We start from the raw sequence: 18,036 nt of genomic DNA, 5'->3' as shown, positions 1-18,036 counted from the left end.
CCGGCGCCGGGGGGATAACAGGCTGTCTCTATGCAGGCTCGCGGACGAGAGGTGCAGCGGGTTCGGGGCGCTCCTGCTCCGGAGCCCTCCCCTGAGGTGGCAATGTAAGGCGCTTCCTGAACTCGCGTCGCAGCAGCCACACGCTCAGGACGGCCTGGAGTGCGACCGTCGCAAGCGACAAATACCAGACATGCTCCATTCGAAAGCCCGGCCAGGTCGAGAGCCAGATCGACGGCAGAGAATAGGTGAGCACCCGCACGACCGAGGTCCACAACACCGGCTTGGTGTTGCCAAGCCCCTGAAACATGCTCGAGCAGGTGAAGATCAGTCCCTGCATCACCATGTTGAGCGAGACGATGCGCAGAAAAAGCGACGCAACCGCCATCGTCTCCTGGTCCTGCGAGAAGCCCGCAAGCAACAGACCCGGCATGAGTTGCGCGAGCACCAGGAAAACAATCATCACGGCGGTCGCGATCAGCGCCGCCTTGACGAAGGTCTCCCGCACGCGCGCGCCGTTGCCCGCACCGAAATTCTGGCCGGCGATAGGTCCTGCAGCAAGGGCGATGGCAAGCGCCGGCATCTGGATCAGGCCGAGGAGACGCGTTCCGATGCCAAATCCTGCCTGCGCCGCCGGGCCGAATCCGCCCAGCACGTAAAAGCCGACCCCCATGATGATGAAGACCATCACGAACTCGCCACCGGCGGGCAGACCGACACCGAGGATCCGCTTCCACCGCGAAAGCCGCGGCCGCCACTGCGCGGGATGAAAGGCGACATAACGCTCCAGCTTGAGGAAATAGACCAGCAGCATCAGCACGCCGATGAAGACTGCCAGCGAGCTCGCCAGCCCCGCGCCGGCGACGCCGAGCGCGTAGCCCGTGCCCCAGCCCGAGATCAGCACCGGCGCCAGCGCGATGTTGATGGCGACTGCGAGCGCGCGCACGACCATTGCGGGGCGCACGATCCCGGTCGCACGCAGCGCCGAAGCCAGCACCTGCATGGCGAACTCCACCGCGAGCGCCGGCATGAACCACAACAGATAGGTGGTCCCCGCCTCGACAGTGGCCTGGTCGGGCGCGACCGAGCGCATGTAGGGGCGCGACAGCGCCGCACCGATCACGAAGGTCAAGACGCCCGCCAGCACCGACAGCACGACCGCCTGGTTGAAGATCAGGTTGGCATCCGCCCGGTCCTTGCGTCCCACGGCATGCGCGATCAGCGCCACCGTGCCGACGCCGAGCACCTGCATCAAGGCGTTGACGAGAAAGCCGGCATTGCCGGCCGCGGCGACGCCGGCAACCGCGGCATCGCCGAGGCCAGATACGAAATACAGATCGACCAGCTGGCAGATCATGATCGAGATCATGCCGACCATGATGGGCGGCGCCATCGCCAGGATGTGTCTCACGATGGAGCCGTGTGTCAGGTCTTTCATGTCATTCCATCCTCACGCGACGTGACCGGCCTTCGTCCACCGGCGACGCGCGTCATTCCGCTGCTGCGATCCGTCCGAGCTCCACCACCTGGCGCTCGAACAGGCCGCGATAGATGCCTCCCGGCTTGGCCGCGAGCAGAGCATGCGTGCCTTGCTCGACTATCTCGCCGCGATCGAACACCAGGATGCGATCGAGGCTCTTCACCGTCGACAGCCGGTGCGCGATCACAATGGACGTGCGCCCCTTCATCAGCCGCTCCATCGCCTCCTGGATCAGCGCCTCCGATTCCGAATCGAGGCTCGAGGTCGCCTCGTCCAGGATCAGCACCGGAGCATCCGCCAGGAAGGCGCGCGCCAGCGCCACGCGCTGCCGCTCGCCGCCCGACAATTTCACGCCGCGCTCGCCGACCAGGGTGCCGTAACCCTTCGGCAGGCGCAGGATGAAGTCGTGCGCATTGGCAAGCCGCGCCGCCTGCTCGATCGCCTCTAAGCTGGCGCCGGGCCGGCCATAGGCGATGTTCTCGGCGAGCGTGCGGTGAAACAGGATCGGCTCCTGCTGCACGATCGCGATCTGGCTGCGCAGCGATTGCTGCGTGGCGAGCGCGATGTCCTGCCCGTCGATCAGCACCCGGCCGCCGGTGACGTCGTAGAGCCGCTGCACCAGCTTGACGAAGGTGGTCTTGCCGGAGCCGGAGCGGCCGACGAGGCCGACCCGCTCGCCGGCGCGGATCGTCAGCGACAGCCCGTCATAGAGCGGCGTGCGATGTCCGCCGTATTGGAACGTGACATCGTCGAACACGATCTCGCCGCCTTCGATCGCGATCGGCTGCGCATGGGCCGCATCGGCAATGCCGATCGGCTCGTCGTGGATCGCCACCAGCTCCTCCATGTCGTTGACCGAGCGCTGGAGGTTGTTGATGTGCATGCCGACGTCGCGCAGATAGGCGTGGATGACGTAGTAGCTCGTCAGCACGTAGGTGACGTCGCCGGGCGAGGCGTAGCCGGAGACCCACAGCAAAACGGAGCCGCCGATCACCGAGGCGCGCAAGGCCAGCAGCAGCGTGAGCTGCGCCATGGCGGTGTGGTTGTAGCGAAACCAGGTCCGCCGCACGCGCGTGCGCCAGCGGTTGATGACGCGGGCGAGCCGCGCGTCCTCGCGCAGCTCCGCGCCGAAGGATTTCACCACCGCATTGCAGGTCAGCGCATCCGCCAGCGTGCCGCCGACCTTGGTGTCCCAGGCATTGGAGACGCGCGCGGCCGGCGCGACGTAGCGGGTCGAGAACAGCACCGTCATCGTGACATAGGCCAGCGCGCCGAGCGCGATCACCGCGCCGAGCGAGGCCCAGTGCACGCCGAGCAGGATCATCGAGCCGATCAGAACGACGAACGACGGCAACAGCGCGAGCAGCAGCGTGTCGTTGAGCAGGTCGAGCGCCCACATGCCGCGGCTGATCTTGCGGACCGTGGAGCCGGCGAAGGAGTTCGCGTGCCAGTCGGTCGAGAGGCGCTGCACGCGCGTGAACGCCTCCTGCGCGACCTCGGACATGATCTGCAGCGTGAACGGCACGATCGCCTGCAATCCTGCGAGCCGCAGCACCATCGAGGCCGCGCCCAGCGCCACGATGGCGCCGAACGCGACCAGCGCCGCATGCCGCGCATCGGGGTCGGACGGACCGCGGGTCAGCGCGTCGATCAGGTGTCCGGAGAAGACCGGCATGAACAAATCGGCGGCGGTTGCGCCGAGCAGGCCGCCGGCCACGACGAGGCCGCGCCCCGGCTGCTTCAGCCAGTGCTTGAACACGAAGGAAAGCACGACGCGAATCGCCGCAGGCTTCTTGGACAGAGCGGTCATGGCATCATCCGGCCGCTTCGCGCGGGCCGGCTCCATCGATGGACGCAGGCCGGCCGCGAGGGCGGGACGGCGTCACCTAAAACTGATTTCGACTTGGGAAACGAAGCGATCGGGACGCTTGGCCAAAACCTTGGCCCGATCGAAGCTGGCGGAAGAGGCCTCTAGCAGGCCGCGTACATACCGAGCCAGAACGTGATCGAGGTCATCATCGAGCGCGGGCGTACGATCTGCGATTGCGACGAAATCATGCAAATCTCTCCCCGGTTCGAATGAATGAGGTGCGCTTTATAGATGTGTCGCTCGTGAATTGCAACGGGCCTCGCGCGAGATCACGCACGAGTGTTGCAAATTAGTGCGCGTCGCCGCCGGCGCCGAACGGCGACGGCGGCCTCTTCAGCAGCACCACCAGGAAGCTGAGGGCCAGATAGAACAGCGTCAGGATGAAGAAGGCATCGCCAAAGCTCATCACCACGGCCTGGCGATGAACCAGCTGGGAAAGCTGCTTCATGGCCATCAGCGTGGAATCGCCAAGCCCCTGAAATTTCTGCATGAACATGCTCAGGGTTTCGGTCGCGGTCGCGTTGCCCCAGGTCACGCGCTCCTGCAGACGAGTGATATGCAGGTCGGTGCGGTCGTTGAGCACGGTGTTGATGACGGCGAGGCCGAGCGCGCCGCCGAGATTGCGCATCAGGTTGAACACGCCGCTCGCGTTCTTCACCTTGTCAGGTGCCAGCGTGCCGAGTGCGACGTTGTTGGTCGGGACCATCGCGAACATCATGCCGATGCCGCGCAGGATCTGCGGCACCAGCAGCTCGTAGAAGTCGTAATCGCGGGTGATCCAGGTCATCTGGTAGGAGCCGATCGCGAACACGACGAGGCCGAACGCGATCATGTAGCGCAGGTCGAGCTTGGCCATGAGCCGGCCGACCAGCGGCGCGACCAGGAACATGGTGATGCCGGAGACGAACATGGTATCGCCGATCATCAGCGCGCTGTAGCCGCGCACTTCGGCGAGATAGCGCGGATAGATGTAGGTCAGGCCGTAGAGACCGATGCCGATGCAGAATTGCAGCGTGCATCCGACGGCGAAATTGCGGTCGGAGAAGGTGCGCAGATTGACGATCGGCTCGGCCGCCGTGAACACGCGCCAGAAGAAGGCGATGGCCGAGATCGCGCAGATCCAGGCGCAGATCGCGACCGACGTGTCCTGCATCCATTGATATTGCGGGCCTTCCTCCAGCACGTATTCCAGCGTGCCGAGAAAGCTGGCCATGAACAGCAGGCCCCACCAGTCGAAGCGATCAAGCAGCTCGAAATGCGGCTCGTCGAAATCGACCAGCGCCAGCACGCCCAATGTAATGCCGATGCCGGGCACGACGTTGATGAAGAACAGCCAGTTCCACGACATCAGATCGGTGATGTAGCCGCCGACCGTCGGTCCAACGGTCGGGGCCAGCGTCGCGACGAGACCGATGATGGGTCCGACAATGTGGAATTTCGTGCGCGGGAAGACGGTGTAGGCCGAAGCGAACACCGTCGGGATCATGCCGGCGCCGAGAAAGCCCTGCAGCGCGCGCCAGAGGATCATCTCCTCGATCGTCGTGGCGAAGCCGCAGAGCAGGCTCGAGAAGGTGAAGCCGGCCGCCGAGATCGCGAACAACAGCCGCGTACCGAAGGCGCGCGACAGGAATCCCGACAGCGGGATCGCGATCACCTCGGCGATCAGATAGGCGGTCTGAACCCAGGAGACCTCGCTGGAGCTCGCCGACAGCCCGGCCTGGATTTCGCTCAAGGAGGCCGAGACGATCTGGATGTCGAGGATCGACATGAACATCCCGAACACCATGATGATGAATGCAAACAGCCGCTTCGGCGCAATGCGCTCCGAAGCGGGATCCGCCATCATGTCGGGCGAAGCGGTGGTGGCGGTGGCCATCGTCGATCTCGCAGTGCTCGGGTTGGCTACTGCGGATGGACCGTGGGATCGTCGAGATCGACCTCGCTGTCGGCGTCGGCGGCGCCCTTGTTGGTGTCGACGGTGGCGTAGACCGACATGCCGGCGCGGAGCAGGTTCTGCTTCGCCACCGATTTGGGCACGCGGATGCGGACCGGCACGCGCTGCACGATCTTGGTGAAATTGCCGGTGGCGTTGTCGGGCGGCAGCAGCGTGAACACCGAGCCCGCGCCTGCCGCGATGCTGTCGACGACGCCGGAGAACTTGCGCATGCCGTAGGCATCGACCTTGATCGTCACCGGCTGGCCGGGGCGGATGCGCTTGAGCTGCGTCTCCTTGAAGTTGGCGTCGATATAGACGTCGTCCAGCGGCACGATGTTGCCGAGGCGCTGGCCGACCGCGACGAAGTCGCCGGTGTTGACCAGACGGTTCGAGAACGTGCCGTTCACCGGCGCGCGCACCGCGGTGAAGCCGAGGTCGCGCTCGGCCTTGGCGAGCGTGGTCTTGAGCTCGGCGAGCTGGGCCTGCGCTTCGGCCTGCTGCGCCTTGGCGACGTCGACATTGCTGACGGCAACCTCGTAGGCGGCTCGCGCGGCCTTGACCGCGGCGGCGCCCTGGTCGCGGCCGGCTTCCGAGCTCTCGAAGGTGGCGCGCGAGGCAAAGCCCTTGCTGCTCAGCGCCTGCTGGCGCTCATAATCGAGATCGGCGCGCTTGAGGCCCGCTTCGGCGGAGACGAGCTGCGCCTTGGCCTGGGCGACCTGGCTGTCGAGAGCTGCGACCTGGCGGCCGATGCGATCGATGGTGGCCTGCTGGGTCGCGATCTTGGTCGCGGCGGCTTCGACCGCGATTCTGTAATCGCCATCGTCGATGCGGAAGACGATGTCGCCGGCTCGGACGGGCGTGTTGTCGCCGGCCAGGATCGAGGAGATGTGGCCGGCGACGCGCGCGCCGAGCATGGTGTTGTTGGCGCGAACATAGGCGTCGTCGGTCGAGGTGTAGAAGCGGCCGACCAGCGTGTAATAGCCGGCATAGCCTGCAACGGCGAGCGCCAGCGCGAGGCCGACGCCGGTCAGGACGAATTTGCGCTTGCCGGACTTGGGCGCACCGGACTTGGGCGCACCGGACTTGGGCGCGGTGGCGTCCGGCGCAGGTGCGGCCGGCTTATCGACCGGCTTCTCCGGCGCCTCGCGGGTCGGACGCTTCGTTTCCTCGGCCACGTGAGCGCGCAGCTGCTCGGCAGGGGGTGCGTCGGCAGGGGGTGCGGATGTCTCGGAGGCAGCACCAGCGCCCGTCTGGTCCTCCACCGCTTCCTGGCGAAGGACGCGAGCCGTCTGGTCTCTCGATATGGCCATCAAGGCCTCCCCAAAAGGTGCAACCCGAGGGCGGCCGCAGTTGCGGTTTCCTCGCGCGGATCTCAAATATCATTGACCGAACGGTTCGGTCAATATACAGATTATTCCCGACAGACCTTACTACCGCGAATCCTTTATTGGCGTTTCATGGCTTAATCCCGATCCAAAAACCTTCCGAGACCCTAAACCAATGGTTGTAGCCGCCAGCGAACAATTGCGCATCGTCCAGGACGAGGACAATTCCAAGCGCCGCCAGATCCTGGACGGTGCCCGCAAGGTGTTCATGGATCTGGGCTTCGACGGCGCCAGCATGGGCGAGATCGCGCGCGCCGCGCAGGTCTCCAAGGGCACACTCTACGTCTACTTCGCCGACAAATGCGCGCTGTTCGAAGCCATCCTCGAGCAGGAGGCGCTCCAGCATGGCCAGGTCGTGTTCAGCTTCGATCCCGACCGCGAGGCCGAGAGCACGCTGAAGGAGTTCGGCCTCGCCTATCTTCACCTGGTCTGCCGGCCCGGCGGCGGATCGGCGATCCGCACCGTGATGGCGATCGCCGAGCGCATGCCGGATGTCGGCCGGCGTTACTATGCGCGCGTGCTGGACAAGAGCATCAACCGCCTCTCTTCTTATCTCAAGGCCCGTGTCGCATCGGGCGATCTCGCGATCGACGACTGCGATCTTGCAGCCTCGCAGTTCATGGAACTGTGCAAGGCCTCGCTGTTCCTGCCGTTCGTGTTTCAGGCGGAGCCCGCGCCGTCGGAACAGCGCATGAGCGCGGTGGTCGAGAGCGCAACGCGGATGTTCCTGGCGGCGTACAAGGCGAGATAGTGGCGCGTTGCGGCTGCGGGCCGGGCGGCACTATATTGCGGCCATGTCTCGTGATCTTCGCCCGCCGGTCGACATCCTCCACTACGAGATCGTCCAGGAACAGGCCTCGGCGCTTGGACGGATGGGCCGCGCCCTCGAACAGAGCCTCTCGCGTTTGCGCGAGTTCGACGCCGCCCACGCCGCGTCCGAAGTGCCGGAAGCGATGCAACCGGCCAGGCGCAAGCTGGTGCTGGAAGCCGGCCATGCGCTCTGGATGTTCGTGGTGCAACGCGAGGCGTCCGGCTTGCGCGACAGCCGCCACATCATGCGCACCTACAACGTCCCGGGCGAAGTGCAGCGCTGCATGGGATTGGCACCGTCGAAGCTGGCGTAGATCCGTGACCCGCATATGCCGGCGCTTAGGCCGATGAAGCTTCCACATCGTCATGGCCGGCTTGTCCCGGCCATCCACGCCCTTGCCCGCGGCACCAAGAACGTGGATGCCCGGGACAAGCCCGGGCATGACGACCTTCTAGATTGCTACATGCGAGTGGCTGGGGACGGCACGGGCCTCCCTAATCGTCGGCGTACTCGTCCTCTTCCCGCTTGTGCATCGTGCTCCTGCGCGCACCGAGCGAGCCGGTCACCGACGGCTCGCGCGCACTCGCATAGGGTCTGCGCGATTGCGCGCGGGAGGCAACTTCTTCGCCCGACACCGCGGCGGGCTGGCAGATCAGGCGGCGGCTGGCGCGGCGCATCAGATCGACGTGGATGTGATCGTAGTGATAGACGTTCGAGCCCGGCGCCAGCACGGTGGTGAAATGCGCGCACGCACCCGACTGCACGTCGCGCAGGAATCCCTGCTCTTCCGGCATGCCGCGCCAGCCGTCCTTGATGGTGACGCGGCGGCCGTCGGCGAGCACGAAGGCCGAAATGTCGAGCGCATTGCCGAAGGCGTGCTCGGAGATGTGGGAGTGCGGATTGCCGTTCATGCCGCGGCAGGAATAGGCGGAGATCTGCTTGATCTCGGCGACGCGCACGCCGAACCAGCGCATCGCCGAAGGCTGCACCGTGTCGGCGAGCCAGCGGTCGAGCTCGGACACGATCGGACAGGCGAGCGTCGCGGTCGGCTTGATCGCGACCGGACCGACGGTCGTGACGGGATTGCCCTGCGCGGGACCAAGACGCGGCAGCGGCTGCTGTGCGGGCGCCTGCGAGTAGGGCGCCGGACGAGCCGGATAGCTCGGTGCGTTCATGTAGCGCGCCGCACCCGCGGCATCGGTGCCCTCGGGCGGCAGATCGATCTCGTCCTCCTGCGCGGCCACGCCGGGTGCGTTCAGCGACATCGGCCCCGACGATGCACCATAGCCGGCGGGCTGGCGCACCGCGCTCTCCGGATAGTTCGGGCGCTGCGGATAGGATGATGTCGGATAGCCCTGGCTCTGCGGCTGCACCGGCCAACGCGGCTGGTTGCCGATGCTGCCGGGCGGGCGCAGCGACTCGTCGGCAAAGCCATAGGTGCTGGAGGCTTCGCCGATGGCGGCGACCTTGAGCGGAAACTCGGCGCCGCAGCTGCCAGGTCCGGAGATCGGGTCGATGCGGACGATGTCCGCACTTTCCTTGACCGCGCCCGATTTCAGGCATGCGGCTTCCGCCTCGGCCCGCCACGGTTCGCGCTCGGCCTGGAAGAAGCCGCGGCCGCAACCCGCTAGCGAAACAAGGACGATGGAGCCGACGAGATACAAACGAACTCCGCGCGTCATGCACGCACGTTCGGTGAATTTACTTAAAGACTCTTCAACACGTTGATTTCAGCCTTCCTTAACCATGCCGGGTGCACTCGCGCGCGGCCACCGCCGATGAGCGACAGCAAGACTTACTTTTTCGGTGGAAGACTCTCTGTTAACCATGACGGCCGCGGCAAAGCGCGCGACCAGCGGAGCGACCTCATGACGTTCGCCGGCAGACTGAGCGTGATCACCGCCTACCTCGCCATGGCCTTCGTCGGCGCCATCGTGCTCGGGATGATTTAGACGGCATCGATCAATCACACGGCAGTTCGCTTAACCCTCCCCTGGAGGGCAGGGCTATCGCATATGACTTGTGGCGGCGGCCTGCGCGCACGCCTCGTCCTTCGAGACGGCGCTTACGCGCCTCCTCAGGATGAGGCTAATCAGCGTCAGTGTTCGTTGAAACTGCTGCCGCGCACTCCGCCCTCATCCTGAGGAGCCCGCCCAAAGCGGGCGTCTCGAAGGATGGCTGCAGGGAAAAGCTCTCAAATGCGATAGCCCTACCCTGGAGGGGAGGGTCGGCTCACATTGAGCGGAGCGAAATGTGAGACGGGGTGGGGTGACGGTCTCTCCCCATCCGACAGTACCCGAGAGGAGAGATCACCCCACCCCGCTCGCGCTGCGCGCGATCGACCACGGGCGAGCTTCGCTCGTCCCGGACCCCTCCAGGGCAGGGTAACAAAAACACTACGACCGCGTGCGCGATGGCTGCGACGAGGCGGTGATCTCCTCCCGCGGTGCCTCGACCCGCGTCCAGTCATTGCCGGAGCACCAGAAGCGGCCGAGCGCACAGGCTTCGACGTGCAGCTTGCCGGAGCTCTTCAGCGTCATCGTCGCGTAATAGGTGTTGCCGCTGGAGCGGCTGTAGATGCTGCCGGTCCAGACATCGTGCTTCTTCGGCTTCATGTTGACGAGCACGCTCTCGCCCCGGCTGGATGCTTCACTGAGAGCGTAGCCGCACAATGCGGGTCCACAGCGCTCGATGCGGACCGTGCCCTTGGCGCCGGCGCTCTCCCATTCGCCGAGCGGGGTATGGCGGTCGTCATCGCTGATCTGCCCCACAATTGTAGGCTGATTGATCTCGGCGCTGGGCACGATGACCGGCGGCTCGATGCGGGGCGGTTCGAGCGCAGCGGTCTTCGGCTGATCGTTGCGCTCCAGATCAATCCGCGGCGGACCGGGGCTCAGCGTCTCCATTCGCGAAATCTCCAAGCTTGGCGCCGGCGGCGGTGCAACGGGCTGCGACGTCGCCGCGGCAAGGACGGGAGGAACCGGTGGCGGCACGACCGCAGCCGCTTGTGGCGGCTTGACCGCTGCCGCCGGACAAGCCGGCTGAGGTGCCTGGACCACCGGCGCGGGCGCCGGCTGCAAGGCCGATGCTGCGCCGACGTCGTCCGTCGGCCGAAGGCTGCGCTTGGAGGCCACCGTGACACAGGACGCGGATCGGCAATTGCGCGGCGCCTCGACGTGGAACCGGTGGCCGCCGATCGAGAACGTGTAGGAGCCGGCCTGCGCCGTCGGCGCGACCGCCAGCAGCGCGATCGATGTGCCAAGACAAGTGCCAAGACAGGTGGCAAGCCAGGTCGCAAGCCAGGTCGCAAGCCGCTGCATCTGCGTCTCCCTCGGTATCGCGACGACGTTACGCAGCGCTAGCGCGGCTGAATGTGCGCTGCATCACCCAGGCGGCGTCCGGTCGCTGTGATGCCCATCACAGAACGCCCGACCGCCCCGGCATAGGGTCGAACCACGCTTCATCCACCAGCGACTTCGGTCCATGTCAGGACCACGCAATTTTCGGAGGTTGTCATGAGCAAGCTCTCCATCGCCGCCACCGCCCTCTTCCTCGCGTCGACCGCCGCCGCGCATGCCGGCAATTCGATCTCGTTCCAGATCGAGGGCCAGCACATCCGCATCGAGACCCCGCGCAATTGCGCTTCGCTCAATTGCGTGACCATCGTCGCGCCTGGCCTGTCGGATAAGCCGATCAAGCTGAACAACATCAACCTCAAGGGCCTTGGCGGCTCTAAGGACGATGACGACGACACCACGCCGGCTCCGGCGCCCACGACCTCGCAGCCCACGCCGGCTCCCGTGCAGCAGCAGCCCGTGCCGCAGGCGCCGGCGCAAGCAACCGCGCCGGCAGCGCCAGCCGCGACCGCACCGGCTGCCCCAGCGACCGTTGCCGCCGCTCCTTCTGTCGGCTTCGACAGCTCGCAGCCTGCTCCTCTTGCTGCGCCTGCCCCCGCTCCCGTCGCCGCGGCTCCTGCGCCGGCTCCGGTGGCCGCCGCGCCGGCCGCGAACTCGCCGATCGGCGTCTGGGCGACCGAAGAGAACAAGGGCAATGTCCGCGTCGAGCCGTGTGGCGCCAATCTCTGCGGCTATGCCGAGAAGACCAACGAACGCATCCTGATCAACATGAAGCCCGAGGGATCGAAGTGGAGCGGCCGCATCCGCGATCCCAACTCCGGCCGCAATTACGACTCCACGATCTCGATGAAAGGTCCGAACGTGATGCGCGTGCAGGGCTGCGCCTTCGGCGGCATGTTCTGCGGCGGCCAGACCTGGAAGCGCGTGAGCTGACGCGCGGAGCGCGTCATCCCTGATACATCGCGGAGTCTTCGTCATGGCCGGGCTTGACCTGGCTTGTCCCGGGCATCCACGTTCTTCGTGCCGAGAGGCAAGACGTGGATGGCCGGGTCAAGCCCGGCCATGACGCTGTGAAGAGAGCCGTGCCTGCATGATTCGAGACGCGCGCAAGAGCGCGCTCCTCACCATGAGGGGAGCGAGTGCGTCTTAAACGTTCATCCCTCCCCCTGCGACATATGTTCATCGGCCATTCAGGTCCCTCCGGCTGATATCAACCAATCTCACCTCGCGTTCTCACCGGGACCCTCGTGACATCAATGCTGGCTTGGCGCCGCTTCGTGTTCGCGCTTGCGCTGCTGGCATTGCCGCTGGCAGGCGGCGGCGTGGCTTGCGCGTCCGACACAATCGAGCTTGCGCAGGCGCAGCCGCAAGCCGAGCCGACGCCGGTCCCCTCGCCGACGCCCTCGGCCTCGCCGACACCGGCCGCAGACGCACAGTCCACAGCCATCGAGCCGATCGGCAACGTCGCGACCGTGACGGGGATCGCGACCGTGATCCGCGACAAGAATTCCTATCCGCTGCGCGTACGCGACGACATCTATCTCAACGACATCGTGCAGACCTCGTCGAATTCCTCGCTCGGCATCACCTTCAACGACGCCACCACATTCAATCTCTCGGCCAGCGCGAAGATCACCATCGACAATTACGTCTATGACGACGGCGGCAAGCAGAATTCGGCGATCTTCGACGTCGGCAAGGGCACGGTCGCCTTCGTGGCGGCCGCGGTGGCGAAGACGGGCGACATGAAGATCACGACGCCGACGGCAACGCTCGGCATTCGCGGCACCACTGGGGTCATCGACGTGCCCGAAGGGGCGGCGGCGAACAGGGCGCGCAACGTCAACGTCAAGCTCTATCCCGACGCCGACGGCCGCGTCGGCCACATCGAGGTCGACGACCGCTCCAGCGGCGCGCGGCTCGGCGCGCTGACGCAAGCCGCGAGCGGCTTTGCGATCCGCCCGGGCGCAGCCACGGCCGGCGGCATGCGCTTTGCGGCCGTGCCGATCACGATCCCCGCGCAGCAGATCGCGCGCGACCGCGGCTTCGTCGGCCAAGTGCATCTGGCGCAGACCGCAGGCCGGCAGATCGTCATCGAGCAGCGCGACTTCCGTCGCGCCAATCCGACGGTGCTCAGCCGCATTCCGCGGCCGGCACAACCGCCGCAGCAGCAACAATTGCGGCCGACGACCGCCCCGAGCCAATTGCCGCAACGGCCGAATGGCCAGCCGCGTCAGGACAACCGTCCGGGTCAGCAGCAGCCGGGCACGCCGGGCCGGCAGGGAATACAGCAAGGCGTGCAGCCGCCGCAGCGGCAGGGACAAGGACAACACGGCGGCGCGGTGCAGCCGGGTGGCCAGCGCGCGGGTCAGGGGCAAGGGCAGCGGCAACAGGGGCAACCGCAGCGCGGCCAGCAGCAAGGTGCCGGCCGTCCGGGCGCACCGCGCGCCGGACAGGGCACGGCGCCCAGCAACACGCCGCAAATTCAGCCGCGTGGTGGACAGATTCAGCCCAGAGGAGCCGTGCCGCCGCAACCGGGCGGGACACAGCAAGCAGCCCCGCAGCAGCCATTGCCGCGCACCGGCCTGCAGCCGGGCCAGCCTGCGGCTCAGCAACGAGGCATGCAGCGCCCCAGCGGCTTCCAGCCGCGCCTCCCCGCCGCGCCGCGCAAGCCGGCGCCCGCTCCGAAAGAGAAAGAACGGCGGTGAGGTGTAGCATACGTCAACGCGCTCGGTGCGCTCCCTCGCCCCGTTCTTACGAGGAGAGGGTTGGGGTGAGGGGCTGCCTCCGCGAACTCGATTTCAATTGTAAGCGGAGCACTTCAACTCAAATGTTATCGAGCGAGTCGGATGGACTTCCATTCTTGCAACAGTGTGCCCAGCCCCTCACCCGGATCGCTTGCGCGATCCGACCTCTCCCGCCAAAGAGCGGGGAGAGGTAAACGGACCTCACGCCTCGCCGCGCAGCCAGGCTTTCACCTTCTGCAACAGGCCGTGCCGCAGTTCGTCGACGGAGGCCGCCTCGGCCGGTGTCAACGTCTGCAATCCCGCATCAACGTCGTCGTTCGACGGCGTCGGCTCTTGCGCCGGCGATGTCGCCAGCCCCGCCGCCGCGAGCGCGATCGGTCCGATCTGAGTCAGGAACGCGCGCTCATATTCGCGCGACAGACGCCCCACCGCCTCGTCCAGCGTCAGCCAGTCGACCGCCTTGATGTCGTTCATCAGCTTGCGGACCGGCCCGCCGTCGGCCTCCATCCGCCAGAAATGCACGACCTTGGAGCGCCCGCCGGACTGATAGACGAGCGTGCCCAGAAATTCGTGGACGGCAACGTCATGGCCGGTCTCCTCCAGCACCTCGCGGAGCGCGGCTTCCCTCGGCGTCTCGCCGTCGTCGAGCTTGCCCTTGGGCAGGACCCATTCGTTGCGCTTGCGCTGGCGCACGACTGCAACCAGCGGGACCGGCCCGCGCCGCAGCACAATACCACCCGCCGCCATGACCGGCGCCCGCGCCATCGTCACATCCGTATCGATCGAATCGTCCCCGCCCGACGATATAGGCGGCGGGGACGGCGGATTGAAGGCTACTTTCTTCTGAGCAGCGCTTGACCGGCGCGAATGCGCGTGCCCTCGGCGATACCGTCGCAGAAGGAGAAATCGCCGGGCGCGAGGATGATGATGGTCGAGCCATGCTCGAACCAGCCGAGCTCCTCGCCTTTGCTCACGTTGACGTCGCACGGAAAATTGACCGGGCCGCGGGTCTGCGCGTTCAGCACCATGTCGAGGAAGTGCAACCGTATGCTCGCGACCAGGATCGCGGCAACCGGCACCAGCGTCACGGCTTCGCCGGTCGAGAGGTGCGTCCGGATCACCGCACGCTCGTTCTTGCAGAACAGACGCTCGACGCGCTTGAGCGCGATCGGGTTGACGTTCCAGACGTCGCCATGAATCAGCGTCACGCGTTCGATATGGGCATCATAGGGCGCGTGGAAGCGGTGATACATGCTCGAGGTCAGCCGCAGCGTGACGAAGGAGCCGTTGCGGTGCTGCTCGACCAGCGCGGAATCGCCGACGAGATCGAGCAGCGAATAGGGCGCGCCCTTGACCTGGAACAGCTCGGTGTCGGCGATCCGCCCATGCGCACCGACGATGCCGTCCGACGGGCTGGCGATGATGGAGGGATCAGGATCGAACGGCCGCAGGCCCGGCTTCAGCTCCCGGGTGAAGCAGTCGTGCAGACTCCTGAAATGCGTCTTGCGCGCCTCGGACAGGTCGAGGTCGGAGAACAGCTTCCACAACGCTATCGAGAAGTCCCGCACCAGGGGATTCTCGATCTTGGAGAACCAGCCCATGAAGCGCGTGAGGGCCGCGCGCGGGATGCGATTGGTCAACAGGAAGTTGAGGTCTTCCTGCTGGGTGAAAGAGGCGATGAGGGCTTTGACTGTCATGAATCTGTCAGCTCGCAGGTTTAGCGCTTGTTGTCATGGAAACGACACTCCCGATTCTCTCGATGTCCGTGGCCGCCGCAGCGTCCGCTGCCGCCGTCCTCCCGAAGATCAAGGCGCGGGTCGAACTCTCCCGCGCCAAGCACCGCTCGCTCGCCGGGCACTCCAAGATGTCGCGCCGGGTGGCACGGCTGCTGCCGTTCTACGAGTTCGAGGGCGATCAGTACTTCGCCTGCGACGGCGCGCCGGCGAACATCGCAGCGCAGCGCAAGGACGCCTTCTTCCGCCTCGCCAAGCTCTACGCCGAGCGCTACCCCAAGGGACGCGCGATGACCAAGGAAGCGGCGGAAACGATCTCCGACCTGAACTTCACCGAAAGCTACCGCGTGCCGTTCCAGTTCTCGCGCCTCGTCCGCGAGCATCTGGGCACCTCGACCTTCATGGAATCCTCGCGCGGCGTCACCGTCACCGACGTCGACGGCAACATTGCTTACGACCTCACGGGGTCCTACGGCGTCAACATCTTCGGCAACGATTTCTACAAGGAGTGCATCGAGGGCGCCGAAAAGCGCGCCCATGCGCTCGGTCCGGTGCTCGGCCCCTACCATCCCGTCATCCTCGAGAACGTGCAGCGGCTTTGCCAGATCTCCGGCCTCGACGAGGTCTCGTTCCATATGTCCGGCACCGAGGCCGTGATGCAGGCGGTGCGGCTGGCGCGCTACCACACCAAGCGCACGCATCTGGTCCGTTTCGCCGGCGCCTATCACGGCTGGTGGGGCGACGTGCAGCCGGGCGTCGGCAATCCCATTCCTGCGCACGAGACCTACACCCTTGCCGAAATGTCGGAGAAGACGCTGCACGTGCTGAAGACGCGCAAGGACATCGCTTGCGTGCTGGTCAACCCGCTGCAGGGCCTGCATCCCAACGCCAACGCGCCCGGCGATTCCTCGCTGGTCGATTCCTCCCGCGGCGGAAGCTTTGACCGCACGGCCTACACCGAATGGCTCAAGAAGCTGCGCGAGGTCTGCGACCAACGCGGCATCGTCCTGATCTTCGACGAGGTGTTCGTCGGCTTCCGTCTCGCCGCCGGCGGCGCCCAGGAATATTTCGGCGTCAAGGCCGACATGGTGACCTACGGCAAGAGCCTCGCCGGCGGCCTGCCGGTCGGCGTGGTCTGCGGCAAGCGCGAATTGATGCGCCGCTTCCGCGACGACCGCCCCGCCGACATCTGCTTCGCCCGCGGCACCTTCAACTCGCATCCCTACGTCATGACCGCGATGGACGAGTTCCTGAGCCGCCTGGCCAGCCCGAACTTCCGCGCCGTCTATGACGGGCTGGAGGAGACCTGGAACGGGCGCGTGAAGAAGCTCAACCAGATGATGCAGGATGCCGACCTGCCGGTGCGCTTCGCCAACTTCTCCTCGATCTGGACGGTGAGATACACGACGCCGTCCCGCTACAATTGGATGCTGCAATATTACCTGCGCGCCGAAGGCCTGGCGCTGAGCTGGGTCGGCACCGGCCGGCTGATCTTCAGCCTCAACTACACCGACGCCGACTTCACCGAAGTCGCCGACCGCTTCGTCCGCGCCGCACAGAAGATGAAGGCCGACGGCTTCTGGTGGCACGACGGCGCGCTCACCAACAAGCAGATCAAGCGGCAGATTTTGAAAGAGATGCTGGCCAAACGCTTTGGGCGCTGAGGCCTTTCCACACGCGCGTCGCGCCGCGAGCACCGCACTCTCCACCCCCTCTCCCCGCCTGCGGGGAGAGGATTGGGGTGAGGGGGAATCTCCGCGTGCGCGGTGACAGTCGGTGGGCATTCGGCGAGCAGCACCCCCGCGGAGAGCCCCCCTCACCCGCCGCGCTACGCGCGTCGGCCTCTCCCCGCGCGCGGGGAGAGGCGAAGAGACGTGGATGCCCGGGACAAGCCCGGGCATGACGTAGCCATCAGACATCGGAGCGTGTCGCGTGCGCAGCGCTCAGGCGTGCTGCTCTTCGAGCACGGGCTCATCGATGAAGCCCAGCGTGTGCTCGGGGTTGAGGTGCAGGCCGGGATCCATCAGCTCGCCGCGCATCAGTGCGAGCGGGGCCTTGTGATAAAGCATCAGATCGTGGAACGGGTCGGTCAGGATCTTGGTCATCCAGACGAGGCCGGTCTCGACGTCGCGGATGAAGAACAGGTGCACGGTGCGGAACAACAGGCCGCCGCCGCCGACCACGAGCCAGATCTTCGCCACCTGCCGCATGAAGTCGGTCGCGCTCTGCCAGGGCGTGAAGATGCCGAACAGGGTGGGGTCGACGACCAGCACCAGCGGCGACAGCGCCCAGATCGCCATCAGCACCACCTTGCGCTGCAAATTGTAGCCGACCTTGATCTCTTCCTTGTATTCGTGCGTCGCCTGGTTGATGTGATCGTAGGTGTGCGGCTCGAAGAAGAAGTGGCCGGCCTGGCGCGAGGTCATCGACACCAGCCAGCCGACCAGCGCGGAGACGACGGGATCGATGAACAGCCAGACATAGGCGAACAGGAAGCTCAGCGCGCTGACGAAGTGCAGGCTCTGATTGATGCGGCTGTGGTGATAATAGCGATGGTCGTCCCAGCGCTGGATCCGCAGCTGCTCGAGATAATTCTTGATCATGCTCTTCCCCAAAATGCTTTCGGGTTCAGGATTTACAGAGATTCGATGTAGGCCGTGTGACATCATCATTTTGTCATGTGACGATGTGCAGCGGCGCGATGACGCACGCTTTACTCTC

General features: G+C 65.8%; 15 protein-coding genes. 6 read left to right on the top strand and 9 right to left on the bottom strand.

Annotated features, from left to right (window positions below):
* Positions 1-28: 28 nt before the first annotated feature.
* The 4 genes from N2604_RS13005 to N2604_RS12990 form a co-directional block, all read right to left on the bottom strand.
* Positions 29-1,435 (bottom strand): MATE family efflux transporter, encoded by a 1,407-nt coding sequence (locus tag N2604_RS13005; protein ID WP_260375023.1) that lies wholly within the window; start codon positions 1,433-1,435, stop codon positions 29-31.
* Positions 1,436-1,487: 52 nt separating this feature from the next.
* Positions 1,488-3,287 (bottom strand): ABC transporter ATP-binding protein, encoded by a 1,800-nt coding sequence (locus N2604_RS13000; protein WP_260375022.1) that lies wholly within the window; start codon positions 3,285-3,287, stop codon positions 1,488-1,490.
* 349 nt (positions 3,288-3,636) lie between these two features.
* Positions 3,637-5,223, bottom strand: a complete 1,587-nt coding sequence (locus N2604_RS12995; RefSeq protein WP_260375021.1) for a DHA2 family efflux MFS transporter permease subunit — start codon at positions 5,221-5,223, stop codon at positions 3,637-3,639.
* A gap of 26 nt (positions 5,224-5,249) precedes the next feature.
* Entirely contained in the window at positions 5,250-6,593 is a 1,344-nt protein-coding gene (locus N2604_RS12990) for an HlyD family secretion protein (protein ID WP_260375020.1), read from the bottom strand.
* A gap of 190 nt (positions 6,594-6,783) precedes the next feature.
* Here N2604_RS12990 and N2604_RS12985 point away from each other — a divergent pair, with 190 nt between their 5' ends.
* Positions 6,784-7,419, top strand: coding sequence for a TetR/AcrR family transcriptional regulator (locus tag N2604_RS12985; RefSeq protein WP_260375019.1), 636 nt, complete (start codon positions 6,784-6,786; stop codon positions 7,417-7,419).
* Between the two features lie 43 nt (positions 7,420-7,462).
* Positions 7,463-7,792, top strand: coding sequence for a DUF6665 family protein (locus N2604_RS12980; RefSeq protein ID WP_260375018.1), 330 nt, complete (start codon positions 7,463-7,465; stop codon positions 7,790-7,792).
* 181 nt (positions 7,793-7,973) lie between these two features.
* Here N2604_RS12980 and N2604_RS12975 read toward each other — a convergent pair whose 3' ends face one another.
* Entirely contained in the window at positions 7,974-9,161 is a 1,188-nt protein-coding gene (locus N2604_RS12975) for an extensin family protein (RefSeq protein ID WP_260375017.1), read from the bottom strand.
* A 96-nt stretch (positions 9,162-9,257) separates the two neighbouring features.
* On the opposite strand from N2604_RS12975, the gene N2604_RS12970 reads away from it, so the two are divergent.
* Positions 9,258-9,431 (top strand): hypothetical protein, encoded by a 174-nt coding sequence (locus tag N2604_RS12970; protein ID WP_260375016.1) that lies wholly within the window; start codon positions 9,258-9,260, stop codon positions 9,429-9,431.
* A gap of 444 nt (positions 9,432-9,875) precedes the next feature.
* On the opposite strand, the gene N2604_RS12965 is transcribed toward N2604_RS12970, so the two are convergent.
* A complete protein-coding gene (locus N2604_RS12965; RefSeq protein ID WP_260375015.1) occupies positions 9,876-10,799 on the bottom strand; it encodes a DUF2147 domain-containing protein in 924 nt (307 codons plus the stop codon).
* 195 nt (positions 10,800-10,994) lie between these two features.
* Between N2604_RS12965 and N2604_RS12960 the strand changes: the two genes are divergently transcribed.
* Complete coding sequence (locus N2604_RS12960; RefSeq protein WP_260375014.1) at positions 10,995-11,768, top strand: DUF2147 domain-containing protein; 774 nt, start codon at positions 10,995-10,997, stop codon at positions 11,766-11,768.
* A 323-nt stretch (positions 11,769-12,091) separates the two neighbouring features.
* Positions 12,092-13,543, top strand: coding sequence for a FecR domain-containing protein (locus N2604_RS12955; protein ID WP_260375013.1), 1,452 nt, complete (start codon positions 12,092-12,094; stop codon positions 13,541-13,543).
* Positions 13,544-13,783: 240 nt separating this feature from the next.
* On the opposite strand, the gene N2604_RS12950 is transcribed toward N2604_RS12955, so the two are convergent.
* A complete protein-coding gene (locus tag N2604_RS12950) occupies positions 13,784-14,347 on the bottom strand; it encodes an NUDIX hydrolase (protein WP_260375012.1) in 564 nt (187 codons plus the stop codon).
* A gap of 68 nt (positions 14,348-14,415) precedes the next feature.
* A complete protein-coding gene (gene asd, locus N2604_RS12945; protein WP_260375011.1) occupies positions 14,416-15,279 on the bottom strand; it encodes an archaetidylserine decarboxylase in 864 nt (287 codons plus the stop codon).
* Between the two features lie 35 nt (positions 15,280-15,314).
* Between asd and N2604_RS12940 the strand changes: the two genes are divergently transcribed.
* Positions 15,315-16,979, top strand: coding sequence for an aminotransferase class III-fold pyridoxal phosphate-dependent enzyme (locus tag N2604_RS12940; protein ID WP_260375010.1), 1,665 nt, complete (start codon positions 15,315-15,317; stop codon positions 16,977-16,979).
* Between the two features lie 279 nt (positions 16,980-17,258).
* Here the strand turns inward: N2604_RS12940 and N2604_RS12935 are convergent, their stop codons facing one another.
* Positions 17,259-17,918, bottom strand: coding sequence for a hypothetical protein (locus N2604_RS12935; RefSeq protein ID WP_260375009.1), 660 nt, complete (start codon positions 17,916-17,918; stop codon positions 17,259-17,261).
* Positions 17,919-18,036: the final 118 nt, after the last annotated feature.

The organism is Bradyrhizobium sp. CB1015 (assembly GCF_025200925.1).
In the GTDB taxonomy this organism is placed as follows: domain Bacteria; phylum Pseudomonadota; class Alphaproteobacteria; order Rhizobiales; family Xanthobacteraceae; genus Bradyrhizobium.
This window is presented reverse-complemented; position numbering and strand designations above follow the sequence as displayed.

Coding starts and splice junctions, on each gene's coding strand:
- N2604_RS13005 (WP_260375023.1), bottom strand. CDS start 1,435: ATGAAAGACCTGACACACGGCTCCATCGTGAGACACATCCTGGCGATG.
- N2604_RS13000 (WP_260375022.1), bottom strand. CDS start 3,287: ATGACCGCTCTGTCCAAGAAGCCTGCGGCGATTCGCGTCGTGCTTTCC.
- N2604_RS12995 (WP_260375021.1), bottom strand. CDS start 5,223: ATGGCCACCGCCACCACCGCTTCGCCCGACATGATGGCGGATCCCGCT.
- N2604_RS12990 (WP_260375020.1), bottom strand. CDS start 6,593: ATGGCCATATCGAGAGACCAGACGGCTCGCGTCCTTCGCCAGGAAGCG.
- N2604_RS12985 (WP_260375019.1), top strand. CDS start 6,784: ATGGTTGTAGCCGCCAGCGAACAATTGCGCATCGTCCAGGACGAGGAC.
- N2604_RS12980 (WP_260375018.1), top strand. CDS start 7,463: ATGTCTCGTGATCTTCGCCCGCCGGTCGACATCCTCCACTACGAGATC.
- N2604_RS12975 (WP_260375017.1), bottom strand. CDS start 9,161: ATGACGCGCGGAGTTCGTTTGTATCTCGTCGGCTCCATCGTCCTTGTT.
- N2604_RS12970 (WP_260375016.1), top strand. CDS start 9,258: ATGAGCGACAGCAAGACTTACTTTTTCGGTGGAAGACTCTCTGTTAAC.
- N2604_RS12965 (WP_260375015.1), bottom strand. CDS start 10,799: ATGCAGCGGCTTGCGACCTGGCTTGCGACCTGGCTTGCCACCTGTCTT.
- N2604_RS12960 (WP_260375014.1), top strand. CDS start 10,995: ATGAGCAAGCTCTCCATCGCCGCCACCGCCCTCTTCCTCGCGTCGACC.
- N2604_RS12955 (WP_260375013.1), top strand. CDS start 12,092: ATGCTGGCTTGGCGCCGCTTCGTGTTCGCGCTTGCGCTGCTGGCATTG.
- N2604_RS12950 (WP_260375012.1), bottom strand. CDS start 14,347: ATGGCGCGGGCGCCGGTCATGGCGGCGGGTGGTATTGTGCTGCGGCGC.
- asd (WP_260375011.1), bottom strand. CDS start 15,279: ATGACAGTCAAAGCCCTCATCGCCTCTTTCACCCAGCAGGAAGACCTC.
- N2604_RS12940 (WP_260375010.1), top strand. CDS start 15,315: ATGGAAACGACACTCCCGATTCTCTCGATGTCCGTGGCCGCCGCAGCG.
- N2604_RS12935 (WP_260375009.1), bottom strand. CDS start 17,918: ATGATCAAGAATTATCTCGAGCAGCTGCGGATCCAGCGCTGGGACGAC.